Raw genomic sequence first — 21,379 nt, 5'->3', positions numbered from 1 at the left:
AATCGCTTGCATTTTCCGGCGCGCTGCCAGCCTTACTTGCTGTGCAATTCTGTCACGCCATCCCAGTCGGCAGGCGGTGGCGCGTTGCGGTACTGTTCCAGGCGCGCCGCGTACAGCCGGTACAAGCCATCGTCGGGAAACTCCGCCTGCAAACGGGCCAGCTGCGCGCCGGCCGCCACCCAGTCGCGCGCGCGCAGACTGGCCAGCACCGCGTGCCAGCGCTCGAGTTGCGCCAGTTCGGCGGCAGCGGCGCCGGCCAGCAGGCAGCGCGGCTCGAAGATGGCCACCGCTTCCTGCTTGCCCAGCACGCGTATGCGATCGAGTTCTCGGTACAGGAAATCCGGGGCGGCGGCGCGCGTGGCCTCGCCCACCACGATACCCACGCCATACAGCTTGCTGGCGCCTTCCAGGCGCGCGGCCAGGTTGACGCTGTCGCCCATGACCGTATAGGCGCGGCGGATGCGCGAGCCCATGTCGCCCACATGCATGGCTCCCGTATTGAGGCCGATGCCGATGCGCAGCGCCGGCCAGCCGCGCGCGCAGAACTGCTGGTTCAGCCGCGCCGCGCTGCCCTGCATCAGCAGCGCGCTGGCCACGGCACGGCTGGCGTGATCGCCAAAGGCGACGGGCGCGCCCCAGAACGCCATCACGGCGTCGCCGATGTATTTGTCCAGGGTGCCGCCATGGCTGTCACGGATATCTTCCGACATCGCCGTCAGGTAGGTATTGATGTATTCGCGCAGCGCGGCCGGCGCCAGCTGCTCGGAAATGGCCGTGAAACCGCGCACGTCGGCAAACAGCACCGTCAGTTCGCGGTTCTCGCCCTCCATCGTGTAGCGCTGCGGATCGTCGGCCATCTCGGCCACCAGTTCGGGCGCCACGTATTCGCCGAAGCGCGCCACCAGTGCGCGTCCCTTGCGCACCTCGAAAAAGTAGCCCCACGCCAGGTTGGCGATGAACAGCGCAAGGATCAGCAACAGCAGCACGGCGCCGCCCAGCACCAGGTCATGCGCGGCGTACAGGTACAGGTTGATGCCGATGGCGGCCGCCAGCGCGCCCACGGTGGCCAGCATCACGCCGGCCGGCGGCAGCACGGCCAGGGCGCCCGCCAGCAGCAGGCCAAACAGCACGATCTGCACCAGTTCCAATGCCAGCGCATAGTCGGGCCGCGCCTTGAAGCGCCCGTCGAGCATGGACTTGATCAGGTTGGCGTGCACCTCCACCCCCGGATATTCGGCATTCACGGGCGTGGCGCGGATATCGTTCAAGCCGGGCGCCGTGGTGCCCACCAGCACGAGGGCGCCCTTCAGCAGCGCGGGCGGCACCGTGCCGGCCAGCACGTCGGACGCCGACACATAGCGGAAGGCGCCGCCATCGGGGCCGCCCGCGCCGCGGTACTGCACCGTGGTGGTCAAGGCTTCGCCCACGGGGATCGCCAGCGCGCCGCGCGGCGTAAACAGCATGATGTGTTCGAGGCCGCCATTGGCCAGTTCGCGCGCCGACAGGGTATCGGCCGTGCCCGTGAAACGGGGGGCGATGGCGCGCGCCTGCAGGTAGACGGCCACGATGGCCAGCGACAGCGAAGGATAATAGCCGTCGCCGATGCGCTGCAACAGGGTCGAGGAACGCACGACGCCGTCGGCATCGGTCAGCGCCGTGAAGATTCCGGCGCCTTGCGCGGCCGCCTGCAGGGGCGCGATATTGGCTTCGTAGCCGCGCGCCACGTAAGCCGTCACCGTGCGGCCATTCAGGTCGGCGACGGTGAAGGCGGGCTTGGGCAGCACGCCCTTCCTTTGCTGCTCCGACACGCTGTAGCCGAGCACCACGGGCTGGCCGCGCATGGCTTCGGCGAAGAGGCCATCGTAATCCATGGCCGGGCGCAGTTTTTCCAGCTGCGCCGGCAAGCCCACCACGCCCGCCAGTTCGCCGCGCGCCAGGCCTTGCAGCACGGCGTAGCCGGAACTGGTGTCCGCTTCGGGGAAGGCAATGTCAAAGCCCAGTGCGGCCACGCCGTAATGGCCGGTGAGCTGACGCACCAGGCGCGCCTGGATATCGCGGCTCCAGGGAAAACGGCCCACCCGGGCCAGGCTTTGCTCGTCGATGTCGACGATGACGATGCGGCTGTCGAACTGCGGCTTTTCCGCGCGCATGCGCCAGTCACCCAGCATGGCGTCGAGGCGGGCAATATTCTCATTCCCGGCCAGGCACAGGACGGCCGCGCCCACGCTCAGGAGCACGCCCAGCAAGCAGCGCGCCCCGTGCTTGCGCCAGGCCGGCGACAGCTTCAAGGGGTATAGCCCGGAATGGCCGCCTCGTCGACGGCATCGATCTGGCTCGGATGCATGTGCTTTTCAGCGAAGGTCAGATAGACTTTGCTGCGGATGAAAACGTCGAACAGCTCCGGGTCGATATGCCCGTTCAGGCTGAAATTGCCGAGGATGCGCAGCGATTCCGACAGCGACTTGCCCTTCTTGTACGGCCGGTCGCGCGCCGTCAGCGCCTCGAAAATGTCGGCGATGGCCATCAGCCGCGCCGGCACCGACATCTGCTCTTTCGTCAGCCCGCGCGGATAGCCCTTGCCATCCATGCGCTCGTGGTGGCCGCCCGCATATTCCGGCACCTTTTGCAGGTGCTTGGGCCACGGCAGCGCCTCGAGCATGCGGATCGACACGCTGATATGGTTGTTGACGATGGCCCGCTCGGCAGCCGTCAGGGTACCGGCGCGGATGGTCAGGTTTTCCGTCTCGTCGGCGTCGAGGAAATCGCGCAGCTCGCCATCGGCCGCGCGCCAGCGGCGCCTGGCGATCTGCCGCACTCTTTCCTGGTCCGCCTGCGCCATGCTTTCGCCGCCGACGTTCACCGTGCGGATGAAGTCGCGCTCTTCGCGCAGCGCCGTTTGCTCCTGTTCCAGCGCGCGGGCGATGGCGTCTGTTTGCTGCGGCTGCGCCGCCTGCTGGCGCAAGGCCGCAATCTCGGCGTCGCGCAGCAGCACTTCGTAGCGCGTATCGATCAGGGCGATGCGGTCAAAGATCGTTTCCAGCTTGGTGGCCTTGTCGACCACGTGCACGGGCGTGGTGATCTTGCCGCAATCGTGCAGCAGCCCGGCCAGCCACAGCTGCTTGCGCTCGTTGTCGCTGAGCCGGAAATCGGCCAGCGGTCCGCTGTCCGTCGCATGCGCGGCGTCGGCCAGCAGCATCGTCAGCTCGGGCACGAACTGGCAGTGCCGTCCCGTGTAGGGCGACTTTTCATCGATGCCGATATTGATCAGGGTGACCAGGGACTCGAGCAACTCTTCCAGCTGAGAAATGAGCAATTGATTCGTCAGCGCCACGCCCGCCTGCGCGGCCAGCGCCTCGATGAAGCGCTGGTCGGTCGAGGAAAAGGCGCGCACCTGGCCCGTCTCGCCATCCTTGGCATTGACCAGTTGCAGCACGCCGATCAGGTCGCCCTCGTGGTCGCTCATGGGCACCGTCAGGATCGATTGCGTGTGGTAGCCGTGGTGGCGGTCAAACTCGCGCATGCCGGAAAAATTGAAGCCCTCGTCGCGGTAGACGTCGGCGATATTCACGCTGCGGCGCAGGTTCGCCGCATACGCGGCCACCGATGCCAGGTTCGGCTGGCCGGCAGCGTCGAAAAGGGGCACGCCCGGCAAGCCCATGTCGGCGCCCTGCGCGATGCCCAGGCTGTCGTTGACGCTGATGTCGAACGCCAGCTGACGGCCCTCGGCCACGGGCCGGTACAGGGTCGCGCCATCGGCGCCGCTCATGCTTTTTGCCAGCAGCACGATGCGCTGCAACAGGGCGCCGATATCGTGTCCCTCGCCGCCCAGGCCATGGCCGAGCGCGACACTGAGTTCGGTCAATTGCTCCAGTCTGTGGGCGATTTTCTCAGGGTGCAACTGAGGCATGTTGGCGGCAATCAGGTAATGGGCAAGCAAAAAAAGGGGAAGTCGGCAAGCGCCAGTGTAACGGCCCCCCTGCGCACTGTACATTACTTAGTTACAACAAAATGAAATAACTTGCCGTATCGCAACACGCATAAATGTTGCCGCCAATCTTATTAATTAGAATAGAATCAACAATAATTACACCGTAACAAGGTACTGAATGAAATTCACGTTCAGGGGCGTGCGCGGCTCCATCCCCTCTCCCGGCCCGCGTACGGCGCGCTATGGCGGCAACACCACGTGCATCGAAGTACGCACCGACAACGATAGCCTGATCATCCTCGATGCGGGCAGCGGCATCTTTTCGCTGGCACAGCAACTGCCGCCGGGCGAGCCCGTCGACGCGCACGTCTTCATCACGCACAGCCACTGGGACCACATCCACGGCCTGCCCATGTTTTCGCCGCTGTTCGTGGCCGGCAACCGCATGCGCCTGCACGGCGCCCACGATGCGGCCGCCGGACGCGGCATCGAACACGTGATGGCGGTGCAGCTGCAAAGCAGCTATTTCCCCGTCAGCGAAGCGGCCATGGCGGCCAGCATCGAGTACCGCACCCTGGCGCCAGGCGAAGCCGTCGAAGTGGGCGGCGCGCGCGTGTGCGGCGCGGAAATGAACCACCCGGTCGTCAACCTCGGCTACCGCATCGACTGCGGCGGCACCGCGCTGTTTTTCAGCGGCGACCATGAACCGTTCTACAACCTGCATCCGCCCGGCCACGCCGAGCATGCGGCCTGCGCGGCGCGCAATGCGCAGCGCCAGGCCGGCATCGATGCGGTCGTCGCCGGCGTCGACGCGCTGATCATGGATTGCTCGTACACGCGCGAGGAATACCCGGGCAAGCAGGGCTGGGGCCACGGCACCTTCGACGCCGCTTTCGACCTGGCCCTGCGCTGCGGCGCGCGGCGCCTGTACTGCACCCACCACGAACCGACCCGCAGCGACGAGCAGCTCGAAGCCGTGTTTGCCGACGTAATGGGCCGCTATGCGAGCCGCCTGGCCGGACTGCAGGTGTTCCTTGCCTACGAGGGACTGACGGTGGAACTGGCCGGTGCATAAAAAAAGGGAGCCGCAAGGCTCCCTTTTTACTGGCGTTGGCTATCCATCACATGATGTGGTGGCCAATCCACCACGCGACTGCTGCCACGAAAGCGGAAGCAGGAATCGTGAAGATCCAGGCCCAGACGATATTGCCCGCCACGCCCCAACGCACGGCCGACATTTTTTGCGACGAGCCGACGCCGACGATGGCGCCCGTGATGGTGTGCGTGGTCGACACGGGAATGCCCAGCGCCGTCGAGACGAACAGGGTGATCGCGCCGCCCGTTTCGGCGCAGAAGCCGCCCACCGGTTTGAGCTTGGTGATCTTCTGGCCCATGGTCTTGACGATGCGCCAGCCACCGAACAGGGTACCGAAGCTGATGGCCGTGTAGCACGAAATGATGACCCACATCGGCGGCATGGCATCGGCCGCGCTGGAATAACCGGCGGCGATCAGCAGCATCCAGATGATGCCGATGGTTTTTTGCGCATCGTTGCCGCCGTGGCCCAGGCTGTAGGCGGCCGCCGATACCAGTTGCAAACGGCGGAACCACTTGTCGACCTTGCGCGGCGTCGAACGCACGAATATCCACGACACGAGCAGCATCATGATCGAGCCGAAGACAAAGCCCAGTACCGGTGCAATGACGATGAAGGCCACGGTTTTCCACAGGCCGGCCGCGACCAGCGCGCCCGTGCCGGACTTCGCGACAGCGGCGCCCACCAGGCCGCCGATCAGCGCGTGCGAGGACGACGAGGGAATGCCGTAGTACCAGGTAAACAAATTCCAGAAGATGGCGCCCATCAGCGCGCCGAAAATCACGTACTGGTCGATCACAGCCGGATCGATGGTTCCTTTGCCCACCGTGGCGGCCACGGTCAGCTGGTGGAACACGAAGATGGCGACGAAGTTGAACGTGGCGGCCATGGCAACCGCGGTCTGCGGTTTCAATACGCCCGTCGAGACCACCGTGGCGATCGCGTTGGCGGCATCGTGGAAGCCGTTCATGAAGTCAAACAGCAGCGCGAGGACGATCAACAGGCCTAGCACGTAGATGCTGATTTGTATGGTCATTGTAGTTTCTTTTCTGATTCTGGTTCAGGACAGGCCCAACGCTTACGCGTTTTCGACGATGATGCCTTCGATAATATTGGACACATCTTCGCAACGGTCGGTCACGGTTTCCAGAATTTCGTAGATCGCTTTCAGCTTGATCAGATTGCGCACGTCCGGTTCGTCGCGGAACAGCTTGGACATGGCGGCGCGCATCACGTGGTCGGCGTCCGATTCCAGGCGGTCGATCTCTTCGCAGATGGCGACGATCTTGCGCGAGTTGTCCATGTTGTGCAGCATGGCGACGGCGTCGCGCACTTTTTCGGTACAGGCCAGCACCAGTTCGGCCAGGCGCTTGGCTTCCGGCGTGACGGCTTTCAGGTCGTACAGCGAGACGGTTTGCGCCGCATCTTCCAGCAGGTCGAGGATGTCGTCCTGACGCGTGATCAGCTGATGGATGTCGTCGCGGTCGATCGGCGTGATGAAGGTCTTGTGCAGCATTTCCACGGTGGCGTAAGTGACTTTGTCCGCCTGTTTCTCGATGCTTTCGATCGCATGCACGCGGTTTTCCAGGTCGTCGAAATTGGTCATCAGGCCGAGCATCTCTTTGGCGCCCTTGACGCACAGTTCCGCGTGCTGGTTAAACAATTCAAAAAACTTGCCCTCAGTGGGCATCAAGCGTCCAAACATGTCATTCTCCGTTAAGCATTGAGTCGTGTTATTTACTACAGAAAGCCGCCCCGTTATCGGGGGCGGCCGATGGAATTGCCAGTGCTGCTGAGTCTTAGTCGCCTTGGTAAAGCGCCAGGCCACCACTGTAATTGCCAAATTTGGTGTACTGCCCCATGAAGGTAAGGCGGATGCTGCCGATTGGACCGTTACGTTGTTTACCGATGATGATTTCGGCCGTTCCCTTGTCTGGCGAGTCGGGGTTATACACCTCGTCGCGGTAAATGAACAGGATCACGTCGGCATCCTGCTCAATAGCGCCCGATTCGCGCAAGTCGGACATGACGGGGCGTTTGTTCGGGCGTTGCTCCAGCGAGCGGTTCAGCTGGGACAGCGCGATCACGGGGCAACCGAGTTCTTTCGCCAGGCCTTTCAAGCCCCGTGAAATCTCGGAAATCTCCGTGGCGCGGTTGTCGCCCGGCGTATTGGCCGACATCAGCTGCAAGTAATCGACGATGATCAGGCCCAGCTTGCCGCATTGACGCGACAAACGGCGCGAACGGGCGCGCAATTCGATGGAATTGAGCGCCGGCGTTTCATCGATGTACAACTGCGCGTCGTTCATCTTCTGGATCGCATTCGTCAGGCGCGGCCAGTCTTCGTCGTTCAGGCGGCCCGTGCGCAGGCGGTGCTGGTCGAGCTGTCCGACGGAGCCGAGCATACGCATGGCCAGCTGGGCGCCACCCATCTCCATCGAGAACACGGCCACGGGCAAGCCGCTGTCGATGGCCACGTTTTCGCCGATGTTGACGGAAAACGCCGTCTTGCCCATCGAAGGACGGCCCGCCACGATCACCAGGTCGCCCGGCTGCAGACCGGAGGTCATGCGGTCGAGGTCGATGAAACCGGTGGGCACGCCCGTGATTTCACTCTGGTTGTCGCGGCTGTACAGTTCGTCGATGCGCTCGACCACCTGCGTCAGCAGGGGCTGGATGGCGGTCCAGCCCTGGGCGCCGCGTGCGCCTTCTTCGGCGATGGCGAAAATCTTCGATTCGGCCTCGTCAAGCATCTGCTTGACTTCCTTGCCTTGCGGGCTGAAGGCCGTGCCGGAGATATCGTCGGCGACGGTGATGAGTTTGCGCAGCACGCCGCGGTCGCGCACGATCTCGGCGTAACGCCGGATGTTCGCAGCCGATGGCGTGTTTTGCGCCATGGCGTTCAGATAAGCGAGTCCGCCCACATCATCGGCCTTGCCGAGCTGGGTCAGGGTTTCAAAAACAGTAATGACATCGGCTGGCTTGGAAGCGTTAACCATCTTGACGATTTGCTCGAAGATGATGCGATGGTCATAGCGATAGAAATCCTCCGCATGCATGAAGTCGGCGATGCGGTCATACGCGGCATTGTCGCGCAGCAGACCACCGATAACGGATTGTTCTGCTTCGATCGAATGCGGCGGAATACGGAGGGAATCCAGTTGCGGATCAGAGGGGGCGTTCATGGCGCGAATTATACCCGCTTCGGCGTGCTGGCAAAAATAAAGGGCTGAAATTGAGCGAAAAAAAGGCCACAAAAAAGCCGGGCGAACCCGGCTTTTCATAGTGCGGCAATGCCTGCGGGCCAGGCCCGCAGACGATTACGCGTTCGCGTCTGGAACGACAGCGATAACAACTTCCACAACCACGTCGGTGTGCAGAGCAACCGAAACGTTGTGCTCGCCAACGATCTTCAGCGGGCCGGTAGGCATGCGGATTTGTGCTTTTTCAACAGCAAAACCTTGCTTGGTCAGCGCTTCAGCGATGTCGAAGTTGGTGACGGAACCGAACAGACGGCCATCAACACCAGCTTTTTGAGCAACTTGAACGGTCAGACCGCTCAGTTTTTCGCCCTGGGCTTGCGATGCGGCCAGTTTGGCGGCAGCAGCTTTTTCCAGTTCGGCGCGCTTGACTTCGAATTCAGCCACAGCGGTTGCCGTAGCACGACGTGCCAGGCGTTGCGGGATCAGGAAGTTACGTGCGTAACCGTCTTTGACTTTGACGACTTCGCCGAGGTTACCGACGTTAACAACTTTTTCTAACAGAATGATTTGCATAGTTCTTCTCCAGGAATATCTGACCGATTAAGCGTGGTGCAGATCGGTGTATGGCAGCAGCGCGAGGAAGCGAGCGCGCTTGATTGCGGTGTCAACTTGGCGCTGGTAGTGCGCTTTGGTACCGGTCAGGCGTGCTGGCATGATCTTGCCGTTTTCTTGGACGAAGTCTTTCAGCGTGTCGACGTCTTTGTAGTCGACTTGCTCAACGTGAGCTGCGGTGAAGCGGCAGAACTTCTTGCGTTTGAACAACGGGTTTTGCTGTTTGCGTTTTTCTTTAAGCTTGAGCTTATTTTTGTCGAACTTTTTACCGAATGCCATGTCAGGCTCCTGTATCTAAAATGCGCTAGTCAAAATTGACTGCACTAAAATCAATGATGTGAAACACCAAACTCTTGCTGTTGCGGCTCTTCCTGGCCAGGAAACCCGTGAACTGATACACCCCGCCCAAGCTTGCCTGACTGAACCGGCCTGAGATTTCGCCAGCGGCTAGCGCGGCAACATCAAACTCGGTCAAACGGGCAATCCCTGCTTCCATCTGCTGCGAACTGTGTTGCAATACTGCATTCACAATCGGCAGCCCTGCCGGGGTATAGCGCAATATTTCGCGCTCGGCAATGATGGCGGTGACTTGTAGCTGGTTCAGCGCACGATCCTGGTCAAGAATTAAGCTGCTGCTGCGGCTGCGGCTGGAGCGGCTGCTGGTGCTTCGGTGCGGTGGCTTTTGGCCGCGTCTTCGCGTTGTACCGATTTCATCATCGGCGAAGGAGCTGTTTCAGCTTTCTTCATTTTAACGGTCAGGTGACGCAACACGGCATCATTGAATTTGAATGCTGTTTCCAACTCGACCAGGGTCTCGTTGTCGCATTCGATGTTCAGGCAGATGTAGTGTGCTTTAGGCAGCTTTTGGATCGAGTAAGCCATTTGACGGCGGCCCCAATCTTCCACGCGGTGAACCGAACCGCCGCGGGTGGTTACGCTGGCTTTGTAGCGTTCGATCATCGCGGGCACTTGCTCGCTTTGGTCCGGATGGACGATAAAGACTATTTCATAATGACGCATGCAAACTCCTTCAGGTCGGATTGATAATCGCCCACCCCGGCGTCAAGACGGGTGTGGGAAGGTCAGCCGAAGATTATAACCGCCTTTTGCAAACGTTTCAATCATTCCTTCCACCAGCACCCGAAAAGCCCGTGCGCCAGCGTGCTTTCGGCCCATGGACAAGTATTTCTTGCGAAATTCGCCGAAAACACGGAAATCCCCTTGCATAGTGGGCGATACTGTACAAAAATACAGACTGTTCATATAGACAGCATTTTAGTATGCACCCACCGCTCATGATCAAGCTGACAGCACGACAAGAACAAATCCTGAACCTGATCAAGGACGCGATTGAAAACACGGGCTTTCCTCCCACCCGTGCGGAAATCGCCAATGAACTGGGTTTCAAATCGGCCAATGCGGCCGAAGAGCATTTGCAGGCCCTGGCCCGCAAGGGCGCGATCGAGATTTCGCCCGGCACCTCGCGCGGCATCCGCCTGATCGGCGCCGCCGCTGAAGCGGCGCCATCGAAAGTGCCGGCAGCGCTGCTGATGTCGCTGCCGCTGATCGGCCGGGTGGCGGCCGGTTCGCCCATCCTGGCGCAGGAAAACCTGGAAGCGAGCTACAACGTCGATCCGGCCCTGTTCTCGGCCAAACCCGACTTCCTGCTGAAGGTGCGCGGCTGGTCCATGCGCGACGCCGGCATCATGGATGGCGATTTATTGGCCGTCAAGAAGGTCGACAGCGCCAAGAATGGCCAGATCGTCGTCGCCCGCATCGGCGACGAAGTCACCGTCAAACGCTACAAGAAGACGGGTTCCGTCATCGAACTGCTGCCGGAAAACCCCGACTTCAAGGTGATTACCGTGTCGCCGGAAGACGAGTTTGCATTGGAAGGTTTGGCTGTCGGACTGATGCGCAGCTGGCATTGACAAGCACGCCTTTGCAGGGCGCGCGGTTGGCGCCAGTTGCTGTTGGCGCCAACACTTCGAGCAAGATGGCGCGAGAATTACCGGCTGCCGCCGGGAGTCGCGACAACCACCGGCGGGCGGCGCTCCGCAGGCATCTTGGACGACGGGCGCCGGCCATCACTATCAAAAGCGGCGGTATCCACCGCCTTCTTGGCGGATTCGGCAAGCACATACGCTTCCGTCCTGGCTTGCCACGCCGCTCTTTTGGCTTCGGTCTGAGTCGCCTTTTGATTGGCTTCTGCACTGACCACAGTATAGGCCTTCTCCATCAACGCCTTTGCTTGCGTAAATTCCTGCTCATTCATCAAACGTTCAATGTCTGGGGGAATGTTTTTGCCAGGCGGCAATGACGCGTTGAGATTTTTGACAAAACCATTGTAGCAGGCGCTCCAAGCGTCGAGTCCTTCCTGCACCGCCATGATCTGGCGCTTGGTCTGCGACATCTCCGGCACCACCGGCTCCACACAGTTAAACTTGCTCAGGGAAATGTCAGCGCCCTTGTAATCGCGCGCATAGAAATCGATATCCGCACGGCGTGCGGCGCGCTGCCGGATCAGATCGAGCGCAGCATCCGCTTGCTTGTTGCCGCCGGTGGAGGACTTCTGAAACCATTCCCTGGCCGCGCTGACGTCACTGGTTACACCCTCACCATACAAATACATTTCGCCAAGATGGAACTGCGCTTCGGCATTACCAGCTGAAGCGAGCTTGTTATATAAACTCAGCGCCTGGGTATAGGATTGCGCTTCGAGCAAGCGATTTGCATCCGATAAATCATCGGCATACGCGCCGTAAGAAAACAGCATCGCAACAACAAATGTAAGTTTCTGCATGATCACCCTCTTGTAAAAGACTTATATTTATCAAATAAGACACAAATGTAAGCCCTTTCCAGGAAAAAGTGAATAATTATTATGCGCTCAATGCCGAACTGAAATCTTCCAGCAGGTCAGCCTCGTCTTCGATACCCACCGACACGCGTATCAGCGATTCGGCGATGCCCATGCTGGCGCGGCGCTCGGCGCCCATCTCGTAGAAAATCGTATGGGCGACGGGAATCACCAAGGTGCGCGTGTCGCCGAGGTTGCTCGCTGGAATAGCAAGATTGAGACGATTGAGGAAATCGAAGCAGTCGATGCCATCTTTCAGCTCAAAGCTGAACAGCGAGCCATAGCTGCGGAACAAATCCGTCGCCAGCGCGTGCTGCGGGTGCGACGCCAAGCCCGGGTAATGCACGGCCGCTACGCGCGGATCGGCGGCAAGCATGGTGGCCAGCGCCAGGGCGTTCGAGCAGGTGCGATCCATGCGCAAGGCCATGGTTTCCGCGCCGACGGCGATGTGGTGCGCCGCTTCCGGACCCAGCGAGGCGCCGAAATCGCGCAAGGCCTTGGCGCGGATTTGCGCAATGCCCCATTGTGCCGGTGCCGCCTTTTTATAATTCTCAAAGATGTTCGGATACCGCGTCCAGTCGAACACGCCCGTGTCCGTCAAGCTGCCGCCCAGCGCATTGCCGTGACCGCCAATCGATTTCGTCAGCGCATTGACGACCAAGCCCGCGCCCACCGCTTTCGGACGGAACAGGTATGGCGTCGTCATGGTGTTGTCGACGATGTACAAAATACCCTTCTCGCGGCACAAGTCACCGATTTTTGCCAGGTCGGCGATCTGCGTGCGCGGATTGGCGATGGTTTCGACAAACACGATGCGCGTGGCCGGCGTGATGGCGGCCGCCACATTGGCCACGTCGGTGGCGTCGACAAACGACACGGCGATGCCCTGCCCCGTCACCGTTTGCCACAGGCTGTTGGTGTTGCCGAACAAAAAGGCCGACGACACGACGTGATCACCGGCGCGCAGCAAGGATTGCACCACGGCGCCGATGGCGCCCATGCCGGTGGCGAAGCACAGGGTCGCCACGCCGTCTTCCATCTTGTTGACCTTGTCTTCCAGCGCGGAGACAGTCGGGTTGCCCTGGCGGCCATAGCGGAAACCCGGCTCCTTGCCCTGGAACACGGAAGCGAGCTGGCGCGCATCGGCGTAACCGAAAGCAACGGAAGTGTGCACGGGCTTGTGCAGGGAGCCGTGCTCGATGCCCTTGCGGCGGTCGTTATGCAGGATGGTGGTGGTAAAGCCGTAGTTTTTTTTATCGTTCATGATCGCAAAGAAAAAAAAGCCCGGCATCGGCCGGGCAGGTACTTATGCTTCTGTCGTCGCCAGGTTCAGGTTCAGCTGGGAACGCGGCGTATCTTCGGGCGCTGCCGCCTTCGGATGGTGGCGCGCATACTCCAGGCGATCCAGGTATTCCTGCGACACGTCGCCCGTCACGTAGACGCCATCGAAGCACGATGCTTCGAAGTTGGTCAGGGCCGGATTGACGTCGGCGATCGCCTGCTTCAGCGCGCCGATATCCTGGTAGACCAGGTAATCGGCCGTGATTTCGCGGCACACTTCTTCCGTCGTGCGGCCATAGGCGATCAGTTCGTCGCGCGTCGGCATGTCGATGCCGTACACGTTCGGGTAAATCACCGGTGGCGCGGCCGAGGCGAAGATGACCTTCGTCGCGCCCGCTTCGCGCGCCATCTGCACGATTTCACGGCTGGTGGTGCCGCGCACGATGGAATCGTCGACCAGCAACACCACTTTATCCTTGAACTCGGACGGGATGGCGTTGAGCTTCTGGCGCACGGATTTCTTGCGCGCCGCCTGGCCCGGCATGATGAAGGTGCGGCCGATGTAGCGGTTCTTGATGAAGCCTTCGCGGTACTCGATGTTCAGCGCCATGGCCAGCTGGATGGCGGCCGGACGCGAGGAATCGGGAATCGGCATGACCACGTCGATATGCACGCCTGGCAATTCGGCACGGATCTTCTCGGCCAGGTACTCGCCCATTTTCAGACGCGTGGCGTACACGGAGGCGCCGTCGATGACGGAGTCGGGACGGGCCAGGTAGACGAATTCGAACACGCACGGGTTCAGGCTGGCATTGTCGGCGCATTGAGCGCTGTGCAATTTCTTATCGGCATCGATAAACACGGCTTCGCCGGGACCGATGTCGCGCACGAAGCGGAAGCCCATGCCTTCCAGTGCCACGGATTCGGAAGCGATCAGGTATTCAGGACCTTGCTCCGTTTCATTGATGCCCAGGCACAGCGGACGGATGCCGTGCGGGTCGCGGAAGGCCAGCAAGCCCACGCCGGCGATTTGCGCGACCGCAGCGTAGCCACCCTTGACGCGGCGGTTCAGCACGGTAACGGCCTTGAAGATGGCTTCCGGATCGAGGTTCAGACCCGTCGTCGCTTCCTGGATTTCATGCGCCAGCACGTTGAGCAGCACTTCCGAATCGGAATCGGTGTTGATGTGGCGGCGGTCGTTCTTGAACATTTCCAGCTTCAACTGTTCCCAGTTGGTCAGGTTGCCATTGTGCGCCAGGGTGATGCCGAACGGCGCATTCACATAGAACGGTTGTGCTTCCTCTTCGCTCGACGAACCGGCTGTCGGGTAGCGGCAATGGCCGATGCCCGTCGTGCCTTGCAGCGAACGCATGTTGCGCGTACGGAAGACGTCACGCACGAGGCCATTGGCTTTGTGCATGGAAAACATACTGCTGTGATTGGTCGCAATCCCTGCCGCGTCCTGACCGCGATGTTGCAGGAGCAACAATGCATCATAGAGCAATTGATTGACAGGTTGATGGGAAACGACGCCGACGATGCCACACATGGTGTGCTCCTAAACTGTGCTACTGATTTTAAAAAAATTCAAAATTCAAAATTTCACATGCTGCGCGTAAGCGGCAGGCAGATAAGGCTTGATGGCGCGCGCACCCTGCTCCGCGAGCGGGCTGAGCTGCGCGTTTTTCCAGAAGGGCTGCTGCGGTATGGACGTCATGCCACACAAGATGACGGCGGTCAGCACGATCACAAGGCCCCGCGCCACGCCGAACAGGCTCCCCAGGGTGCGGTCGGCCAGGCTCAAACCCGTCACCTTGACCAGCGCGTCGACCGTCATGGACAGCAATCCCATCAAAATGCGCACACCGATGAACAGCACCACGAAGGCCAGCAGCAGGCGGATGGCCTCGCCCGGCACGGCTTCCGGCAGGAATTTCGCCAGGGTGGCGCCATAGGCGTTGGCAATGACGAAAGCCACGATCCAGCTGACCAATGACAGTATTTCCTTGACCAGGCCGCGCATCATGCTGATCAGCACGGACGTCACCAGCACGAACAGCACCAGGTAATCGAAGATCGTCACGCGCGTTCAGCCTTGCAACATCACGCCGGTACCAGGCTGCCGCCCAGGCCCAGCTTCTGCAGCTTGGCGCGGGTCTTTTCGGCATCTTCGCGACTGCCGAACGGGCCAACTCTTACACGGATGCGCTCGCCCGCCGGGCTGGAGACTTTCTGCGTGTACGACTTGATGCCCGCTTCGCGCAGCTTGTCCTGCAATTCATCGACCTTGTCCTGCGTCGCCAAGGCCGCCACCTGCACCACGAACTTGCCGTTGCCGGCGTCGTGCGCCTTGTCTTGCATCTTCTCTTGCGGCTTGCCTTCCAGGATAGCCAGCGCGCGCGCGGCATCGTCGGCCGATTGCGCCGGCTTGGCAGGCTTAGTCTCGGGCTTGGTTTCCGGTTTTACTTCATGCTTGGGCTCGGGCTTGGGTTCGTGTTTCGGCTCCGGCTTGGGTTCGTGCTTCGGTTCCGGTTTCGGCTCCACCTTGACAGGTTTTGGCTCGGGCTTCGGTTCCACATAGGCAGGTTTGACCGGTGCAGGCTGGGCGGCGGCCAGCACGGGTGCTGGCGTCGGCGTCGGCTTGGCCGCAGGCGGCAGCGGCGCGTCGACAATTTCCTCGGACTGGTCCAGACCATTCGATGCGGCCTGGGCCGGAACAGCAGGCACGGGCGCCGGCGCAGGCGCCACAGCCTTTTCCTTCGACGGAATGTCGATGGCGATATCGTTGAAGGGCGCCTTCGGCTCGGAATCGAGCAGCATCGGCAAGCCGACAGCCACGCCCAGGGCCAGGGCAATGGCCCCGACCAGGCGGCGGCGTGCGCGTTTTTTTTCAGGCAAGACCGGATCCGGCGCTTCCTTGCCGCCACGGCGCGATCCGCCACCACCGGAGGTGTTGGCTGCGCGCTTGCGGGTCGGCGACTGTGCTTCGCCAGGGACATAAAAGCCGCTGTCTTCGCCAGAGGATTCTTGCTTGTTTTTAAACAGTTTCGAGAACAAGCCCATGCGTGATTTTCAGTCGAGTGCGTTTCAGTGAAGTGAGGATTTTCGGGCCTTCATCACGCCGGCAACGGTGAGGAAAGAACCAAAGACCACAATTCTATCATTCTCACCGGCCCGGCTCATTGCATTTGCAAAAGCTTGTGCCGGATCATCGAAAATAGACACAGTATGTTCGCTGCTGTCAGGCTTGTCTTCCAGCATGATCTGTACCTTGGCGGCCAGCTCGGAAGCCGTGGCCGCGCGCGGCGAAGGCAGGCCCGTCAGGCACCAGTGGTCGACATGTTCGCTCATCGCGGCCAATACGCCATCGATATCCTTGTCCAGCATGGAGCCGAACACGGCATAGGTGTACGGGTGGAAACCCATATTGCCCAGGTTCTGGTTCAGCGCCGAGGCCGCGTGGGGGTTGTGCGCCACGTCGAGGATCACGCTGGGTCGGCCAGGCAAGACCTGGAAGCGGCCCGGCAGTTCCACCGTCACCAGGCCCGTGCGCACTTCCTGCGCACCCACGGGCAGTTTCAGCTTCAGCACTTCCAGCGCGGCCAGCACGGCCGTCGCATTCAGGATCTGGTTGGCGCCGCGCAAGCTCGGGTAAGCCAGCGAATTGCGGCGCTGCTCGCGCCCGCCGTAGTTCCACTGCTGCTTGTCGCCCGAATAATTGAAATCGCGGCCCATCAGCCACAGGTCGGCGCCGATGGCGGTCGCATGGTCGATCAGTGACTGCGGCGGCACGGGGTCGCTGCAGATGGCCGCCTTGCCCGGACGGAAGATACCGGCCTTTTCAAAGCCGATCGCTTCGCGCGTGTCGCCCAGGTAATCCGTGTGGTCGATATCGACGCTGGTGACGATGGCCACGTCGGCGTCGATCACGTTGACCGCGTCCAGACGCCCGCCCAGGCCCACTTCCAGGATGGCCACGTCCAGCTTGGCCTGCGACAGCAGGTGCAAAATCGCCAGGGTGGTGAATTCGAAATACGTCAGCGGCGTGTCGCCACGCACGGCTTCAACAGAGTTGAAGCTGGCGACGAGCTGTTCGTCGCTGGCCATCTCGCCCAGCACACGGGCGCGCTCGTTAAAATCGAGAAAGTGCGGTTTGATGTACAGCCCCACTTTGTAGCCGGCACGCAACAGCACGGATTCCAGCATGGCGCAGGTGGAACCCTTGCCATTCGTGCCCGCCACCATGATCACGGGGCAGGTAAAAGCCAGTTGCATGCGCGCCTTGACGGCTTGCACGCGGTCCAGGCCCATGTTGATCTGGGTTTCCGAATGGCGGGTTTCCAGCATGGCGAGCCAGTCCGGCAAGGTGGTGGGGAGGTTGTGCATGGGAGACTTCTTGATGAGGAGACAGTGCGCGCGGCGCGCAGACGGTGTAGCGTGGCAACCGGGCGTGTCCTGCGGACGCCGCCCGGCCTGTTACGTTGGCGGATTACGCCAAGACTTCGACAGCCTGGTTTTGCAACAAGGCCAGCAGACGAGCGATTTCTTCGCGCATCTTGCGGCGGTCGACGATCATGTCGACGGCGCCCTTGGTGACGAGGAACTCGGCGCGCTGGAAGCCTTCCGGCAGTTTTTCGCGCACGGTGTTTTCAATCACGCGCGGGCCGGCAAAGCCGATCAGCGCTTTCGGTTCGGCGATGACCACGTCGCCCATGAAGGCGAACGAGGCGGAGACGCCGCCCATGGTCGGGTCGGTCAGCACGCTGATGAATGGCAATTTCTTTTCCGACAGCTTGGTCAGCATGGCCGTGGTCTTGGCCATCTGCATCAGCGACAGCAAGCCTTCCTGCATGCGCGCGCCACCGGTGGCGGTGATGCAAATGAACGGCACTTTCTGTTCCAGCGCGATCTGCGCGCCGCGCACGAAGCGCTCGCCCACGACGGAGCCCATGGAGCCGCCCATGAATTCGAATTCGAAGCACGCCACGACCACCGGCAGGCTCATGATGGCGCCGCCCATGACGACCATCGCATCCGTCTCGCCCGTCGCTTCCATGGCGGACTTCAGGCGGTCCGGGTATTTCTTGCTGTCCTTGAATTTCAAGGTGTCGACAGGCAGGATTTCCTGGCCGATTTCATAGCGGCCGCCCGCGTCGAGCAGGCTGTCGAGGCGTTCACGCGCGCGGATGCGCATGTGGTGGTCGCATTTCGGGCACACGTGCAGATTCGATTCCAGATCCGTACGGTACAGCACGGCTTCGCACGACGGGCACTTGACCCACAGGCCTTCCGGCATGGTCTTGCGCGCGGCGGCGTCCGAACGCTGGATGCGCGGTGGCAGCAGTTTTTCCAACCAACTCATATTTTCTCCTTGGGCCCTTGTAGGGGTAGCGTCGGTGGACGCCCCCGGCAGACGGTAAACGGCAACGCCCCGCAGGGCGCCACCAAAAATTTTATCTATTGCACAATAACAGGCAAATCAGTGGCCGAAGTGTAGCCGTTTATCGCCGGGCTGTCGAACTTTGCCGCCACCCGAGCTTGTGTAAACAACAAGCTTGCTCAGGCATCCAGTGCGGAGCGGATACCTGCCGTAAAGCTGCGCACGGCGTCGACGGCGCCACCTTCCGGGGCATTTTCTATCTCCTGGATGATGCGGCTGCCGATCACGACGGCATCGGCCACCTTGGCCACGGCCTTGGCAGTGGCGCCATCGCGGATGCCGAAGCCAACGCCGATAGGCAATTTTACATGCTGGCGGATGGCCGCGAGGCGCTCTGCGACCTGTTCCGTATCAATGTTGCCGGCGCCCGTGACGCCTTTCAGCGACACATAATAGCTGAAGCCGCCGCCAACCTTGGCCACTTGCGCGATGCGCTCTTCGGTCGAGGTCGGCGCCAGCAGGAAGATCAGGTCCAGGCCTGCTGCGCGCATGGCGGCCGCGAATTGCTCGCACTCTTCCGGCGGATAGTCGACGACGATGGCGCCATCCGCGCCGGCCGCTTGCGCTGCATCAATAAAAGCGGCGCTGCCGATGCGCTCGATCGGGTTGGCATAGCCCATCAGCACCACGGGCGTCGTCTGGTTCGTTTCACGGAACTGGCGCACATAGCCGAACACGTCATGGATGCCGACATTGAATTTCAAGGCCCGTTCGCAGGCGCGCTGGATGACGGGGCCTTCGGCCATGGGGTCGGAAAACGGCACGCCCAGTTCCAGTATGTCGGCACCGCCCTCGACGAGCGCGTGCATCAGGGGCACGGTGGCGTCAGGGCCGGGGTCGCCGGCGGTTATGAACGTGACCAGGCCGGTCTTGTTGTTGGATTTTAAATTGGCAAAGGTGGTGGCGATACGGGACATGGATATCTCTTTTCTGAGGGAAATTGAAGGCTGGGTCAGACGGGGACGCCGAGTCCCGGCGGGTCTGACCCCGGTAGTCAACAGCTAACGTTCAGCTAAAGTTGAGTCCCATGCGTTCCGCCACCGTATGCATGTCCTTGTCGCCACGGCCCGACAGGTTGGCCAGCACGATCTGGTCTTTCGGCAAGGTGGCCGCCAGCTTGGCCGCGTAGGCCAGTGCGTGCGACGATTCCAGGGCCGGGATGATGCCTTCGATATGGCAGCAGTCGTGGAACGCCTGCAATGCCTCGTCATCCGTGATGGACACATACTGCGCGCGGCCCGAATCTTTCAGCCACGCGTGTTCCGGGCCCACGCCCGGATAGTCTAGACCGGCCGAGACGGAATGCGTCTCGATGATCTGGCCATTTTCATCCTGCAGCAGATAGGTGCGATTGCCGTGCAGCACGCCCGGGAAACCGGCCGTCAGCGACGCCGAGTGCTTGCCCGTGTCCAATCCTTCGCCGGCCGCTTCCACGCCGATCAATTTCACATCCTTCTGGTCGATGTACGGGTAAAAAATGCCCATGGCGTTCGAGCCGCCACCGATGCAGGCCAGCACGTAGTCGGGCTGGCGGCCCGTCATTTCCGGCATCTGCACCAGGCATTCCTCGCCGATCACGGACTGGAAGTCGCGCACCATCATCGGATACGGATGGGGGCCGGCCACGGTGCCGATGATGTAAAAGGTGTTTTCGATATTCGTGACCCAGTCGCGCATGGCTTCGTTCAGCGCATCCTTGAGGGTCTTGGAACCGGATTCGACGGGCACGACGGTCGCGCCCAGCAGTTTCATGCGGTACACGTTCTGCGCCTGGCGCTTGACGTCTTCGCTGCCCATGTAGACCACGCATTCGAGACCGAAGCGGGCGCAGATGGTGGCCGTGGCCACGCCGTGCTGGCCGGCGCCCGTCTCGGCGATGATGCGCGGCTTGCCCATGCGCTTGGCCAGCAGGGCCTGGCCGATGACGTTATTGATCTTGTGCGCGCCCGTGTGGTTCAAGTCTTCGCGCTTGAAATAGATTTGCGCGCCGCCGGCCATTTCGGACCAGCGCTTGGCGTGGTAGATCGGCGAGGGACGGCCGACGAAGTGTTTCAGCTCGTAGCGGAATTCTTCGAGGAATTCCGGATCGACGCTGTAGCGGGCGTAGGCATCCTTCAGCTCGGCCAGCGCGTGAGTGAGCGTTTCGGCAACGAAGGAGCCGCCGTACGGGCCGAAGTGGCCGCGCAGGTCGGGAAACGGATAATCGGTGGCGTGGAACAATGCGGCGGCTGCGCCGGGCGCTGTGGTACGGTCATTCATGGTTGTTTCCTCTGGCAATGATGGCATCGGCATCCTGCACCGCGGCGATAAACGCGCGGACACGGGACGCGTCCTTGATGCCCTTGGACGCTTCGACACCACTGCTGATGTCGACGGCGTAAGGGCGCACGCGCACCACTGCGTCAGTCGCGTTTTGTACGCTCAAGCCACCACTTAAAACGACCCGAGGCGCGAGTTCTTTTGGAATGAGGGACCAATCAAATACCTTTCCTGCACCGCCATAGGCATCCACATAGGTATCGAGCAAGAGACTCGAAAACAAGGGACTGGCGGCGCGATAGCGCTGTTCGTATTCTAGCAAATCTTCAAAGGAGGTGTCGGGTTTGACGCGGAACACTTGCGTAAACGGCGTATTCACGGCGCCAGCGAGCGCGGCGCTATGTTCCGGCGTCTCGTCGCCATGAAATTGCAGCAGGGATAAAGGCGCCACGGCCTTCGTTGCCCGCACCTCTTCCACCGTGGCGTTGACGAACAGGCCCACCGTCGTCACGTAGGGCGGCACGGCGGCGATCAGGGCAGCTGCCTGTTCGGGCGTGACGTAGCGGGGACTTTTCGGATAGAACACGAAGCCGATGGCGTCGGCACCGGCCGCCACGACGGCCTGGATGTCTTCAACGCGGGTCAGGCCGCAAATCTTGATGCGTGTGCGAGGCATGGCAATCCTTTACTTGATTTGATG

At 61.3% G+C, this 21,379-nt stretch carries 21 protein-coding genes; 2 read left to right on the top strand and 19 right to left on the bottom strand.

The window, feature by feature from the left end; translation table 11 throughout:
- Positions 1 to 32: 32 nt before the first annotated feature.
- Both SJI03_RS21155 and SJI03_RS21150 read right to left on the bottom strand, forming a co-directional pair.
- Complete coding sequence (locus SJI03_RS21155) at positions 33 to 2,288, bottom strand: adenylate/guanylate cyclase domain-containing protein (protein ID WP_322428453.1); 2,256 nt, start codon at positions 2,286 to 2,288, stop codon at positions 33 to 35.
- Positions 2,285 to 3,907: a GAF and HD-GYP domain-containing protein gene (locus tag SJI03_RS21150; protein WP_322428452.1), complete on the bottom strand. Its 1,623-nt coding sequence runs from the start codon at positions 3,905 to 3,907 to the stop codon at positions 2,285 to 2,287. The genes SJI03_RS21155 and SJI03_RS21150 overlap by 4 nt, the downstream gene beginning before the upstream one ends.
- 199 nt (positions 3,908 to 4,106) lie before the next feature.
- Between SJI03_RS21150 and SJI03_RS21145 the strand changes: the two genes are divergently transcribed.
- The gene (locus tag SJI03_RS21145) at positions 4,107 to 5,003 is read left to right on the top strand and encodes an MBL fold metallo-hydrolase (protein WP_099379154.1); all 897 of its coding nucleotides are present in this window, start codon (positions 4,107 to 4,109) and stop codon (positions 5,001 to 5,003) included.
- A 46-nt stretch (positions 5,004 to 5,049) separates the two neighbouring features.
- Here the strand turns inward: SJI03_RS21145 and SJI03_RS21140 are convergent, their stop codons facing one another.
- From SJI03_RS21140 to rpsF, 7 genes are all read right to left on the bottom strand, one after another.
- Positions 5,050 to 6,060 (bottom strand): inorganic phosphate transporter, encoded by a 1,011-nt coding sequence (locus tag SJI03_RS21140; RefSeq protein ID WP_034783457.1) that lies wholly within the window; start codon positions 6,058 to 6,060, stop codon positions 5,050 to 5,052.
- Positions 6,061 to 6,102: 42 nt separating this feature from the next.
- The gene (locus SJI03_RS21135) at positions 6,103 to 6,729 is read right to left on the bottom strand and encodes a DUF47 domain-containing protein (protein WP_010400015.1); all 627 of its coding nucleotides are present in this window, start codon (positions 6,727 to 6,729) and stop codon (positions 6,103 to 6,105) included.
- Positions 6,730 to 6,823: 94 nt separating this feature from the next.
- Positions 6,824 to 8,209, bottom strand: coding sequence for a replicative DNA helicase (locus SJI03_RS21130; protein ID WP_034750488.1), 1,386 nt, complete (start codon positions 8,207 to 8,209; stop codon positions 6,824 to 6,826).
- A 135-nt stretch (positions 8,210 to 8,344) separates the two neighbouring features.
- Positions 8,345 to 8,800, bottom strand: a complete 456-nt coding sequence (rplI, locus tag SJI03_RS21125; protein WP_034783456.1) for a 50S ribosomal protein L9 — start codon at positions 8,798 to 8,800, stop codon at positions 8,345 to 8,347.
- Positions 8,801 to 8,827: 27 nt separating this feature from the next.
- Positions 8,828 to 9,118, bottom strand: coding sequence for a 30S ribosomal protein S18 (gene rpsR, locus SJI03_RS21120; protein WP_010400024.1), 291 nt, complete (start codon positions 9,116 to 9,118; stop codon positions 8,828 to 8,830).
- A 25-nt stretch (positions 9,119 to 9,143) separates the two neighbouring features.
- Entirely contained in the window at positions 9,144 to 9,443 is a 300-nt protein-coding gene (gene priB, locus SJI03_RS21115; protein WP_099379153.1) for a primosomal replication protein N, read from the bottom strand.
- A gap of 20 nt (positions 9,444 to 9,463) precedes the next feature.
- A complete protein-coding gene (rpsF, locus tag SJI03_RS21110; protein ID WP_322428451.1) occupies positions 9,464 to 9,859 on the bottom strand; it encodes a 30S ribosomal protein S6 in 396 nt (131 codons plus the stop codon).
- Positions 9,860 to 10,134: 275 nt separating this feature from the next.
- Between rpsF and lexA the strand changes: the two genes are divergently transcribed.
- Entirely contained in the window at positions 10,135 to 10,770 is a 636-nt protein-coding gene (lexA, locus tag SJI03_RS21105; protein WP_035821024.1) for a transcriptional repressor LexA, read from the top strand.
- Positions 10,771 to 10,847: 77 nt separating this feature from the next.
- On the opposite strand, the gene SJI03_RS21100 is transcribed toward lexA, so the two are convergent.
- From SJI03_RS21100 to SJI03_RS21055, 10 genes are all read right to left on the bottom strand, one after another.
- Positions 10,848 to 11,642: a sel1 repeat family protein gene (locus SJI03_RS21100; protein WP_322428450.1), complete on the bottom strand. Its 795-nt coding sequence runs from the start codon at positions 11,640 to 11,642 to the stop codon at positions 10,848 to 10,850.
- A 79-nt stretch (positions 11,643 to 11,721) separates the two neighbouring features.
- Entirely contained in the window at positions 11,722 to 12,963 is a 1,242-nt protein-coding gene (locus SJI03_RS21095) for a cystathionine gamma-synthase family protein (protein WP_322428449.1), read from the bottom strand.
- Between the two features lie 42 nt (positions 12,964 to 13,005).
- A complete protein-coding gene (gene purF / locus SJI03_RS21090) occupies positions 13,006 to 14,529 on the bottom strand; it encodes an amidophosphoribosyltransferase (RefSeq protein WP_034750508.1) in 1,524 nt (507 codons plus the stop codon).
- 45 nt (positions 14,530 to 14,574) lie between these two features.
- The gene (locus SJI03_RS21085) at positions 14,575 to 15,063 is read right to left on the bottom strand and encodes a CvpA family protein (RefSeq protein WP_077407525.1); all 489 of its coding nucleotides are present in this window, start codon (positions 15,061 to 15,063) and stop codon (positions 14,575 to 14,577) included.
- A 20-nt stretch (positions 15,064 to 15,083) separates the two neighbouring features.
- On the bottom strand, positions 15,084 to 16,043 hold the full coding sequence (locus SJI03_RS21080; RefSeq protein WP_322428448.1) for an SPOR domain-containing protein: 960 nt from the start codon (positions 16,041 to 16,043) through the stop codon (positions 15,084 to 15,086).
- A 24-nt stretch (positions 16,044 to 16,067) separates the two neighbouring features.
- On the bottom strand, positions 16,068 to 17,366 hold the full coding sequence (folC, locus tag SJI03_RS21075; RefSeq protein WP_099379150.1) for a bifunctional tetrahydrofolate synthase/dihydrofolate synthase: 1,299 nt from the start codon (positions 17,364 to 17,366) through the stop codon (positions 16,068 to 16,070).
- Positions 17,367 to 17,469: 103 nt separating this feature from the next.
- Positions 17,470 to 18,342: an acetyl-CoA carboxylase, carboxyltransferase subunit beta gene (accD, locus tag SJI03_RS21070; protein ID WP_010400390.1), complete on the bottom strand. Its 873-nt coding sequence runs from the start codon at positions 18,340 to 18,342 to the stop codon at positions 17,470 to 17,472.
- A 197-nt stretch (positions 18,343 to 18,539) separates the two neighbouring features.
- Positions 18,540 to 19,337, bottom strand: a complete 798-nt coding sequence (gene trpA / locus SJI03_RS21065; protein ID WP_322428447.1) for a tryptophan synthase subunit alpha — start codon at positions 19,335 to 19,337, stop codon at positions 18,540 to 18,542.
- A gap of 91 nt (positions 19,338 to 19,428) precedes the next feature.
- Entirely contained in the window at positions 19,429 to 20,679 is a 1,251-nt protein-coding gene (trpB, locus tag SJI03_RS21060; RefSeq protein ID WP_099379148.1) for a tryptophan synthase subunit beta, read from the bottom strand.
- Positions 20,672 to 21,355, bottom strand: a complete 684-nt coding sequence (locus SJI03_RS21055) for a phosphoribosylanthranilate isomerase (RefSeq protein ID WP_322428446.1) — start codon at positions 21,353 to 21,355, stop codon at positions 20,672 to 20,674. Before SJI03_RS21055 ends, trpB begins: the two co-directional genes overlap by 8 nt.
- Positions 21,356 to 21,379: the final 24 nt, after the last annotated feature.

The organism is Janthinobacterium sp. GMG1 (assembly GCF_034427795.1).
Classification (GTDB): domain Bacteria; phylum Pseudomonadota; class Gammaproteobacteria; order Burkholderiales; family Burkholderiaceae_D; genus Janthinobacterium.
This window is presented reverse-complemented; position numbering and strand designations above follow the sequence as displayed.